This window comes from Colwellia sp. BRX10-3 (assembly GCF_014077505.1).
GTDB lineage: Bacteria > Pseudomonadota > Gammaproteobacteria > Enterobacterales > Alteromonadaceae > Cognaticolwellia.
In genome coordinates, this window is record NZ_JACGWA010000035.1 from 1 (window position 1) to 584 (window position 584).

The 584-nt window shown below is 41.8% G+C and carries 2 tRNA genes; both read right to left on the reverse strand.

Annotation, left to right across the window (positions count from 1 at the left end):
* Positions 1-228: 228 nt before the first annotated feature.
* Positions 229-304 (reverse strand) — tRNA-Ala (locus H4J38_RS16890).
* A 35-nt stretch (positions 305-339) separates the two neighbouring features.
* Positions 340-416, reverse strand: a tRNA-Ile gene (locus tag H4J38_RS16895).
* Positions 417-584 lie beyond the last annotated feature (168 nt).

Genomic DNA, 584 nt, shown 5'->3' on the forward strand with positions numbered 1-584 from the left:
TTATTAACAGGCGATATTCCCATTAACAACAGCTTGGTATTTATAATTTATGAACAACAGCGCGACACCGTGTTCATCATATAAATACCGGTATTTATATCAGCTTTCCAGATTGTTAAAGAACTAAATTCATACGCACATTCGGTATAAATCTTGGTTTAAAAAACCAAACTTAAAGTAGCTTAAAAAAGCGTAACTTAAGTTTGGTCTCTTTCTTTAGTGAAGAAGTGGTGGAGCTAAGCAGGATCGAACTGCTGACCTCCTGCGTGCAAGGCAGGCGCTCTCCCAGCTGAGCTATAGCCCCGCAATGGGAAACACACTTTTAGCTAGAACGTAAATTGGTAGGTCTGGGCAGACTTGAACTGCCGACCTCACCCTTATCAGGGGTGCGCTCTAACCAGCTGAGCTACAGACCTATTTCTCTTTCAAGAATTTACGTCCGAAGCTAGCGTGTTTGGACTTCTTCTAATTTGTTATCATGTAATTTGTGTGAACACTCATGAAACGCAAGCGCTTCCATTAAGTTGTTTTACTTCAAGATAAGGAGGTGATCCAACCCCAGGTTCCCCTAGGGTTACCTTGTT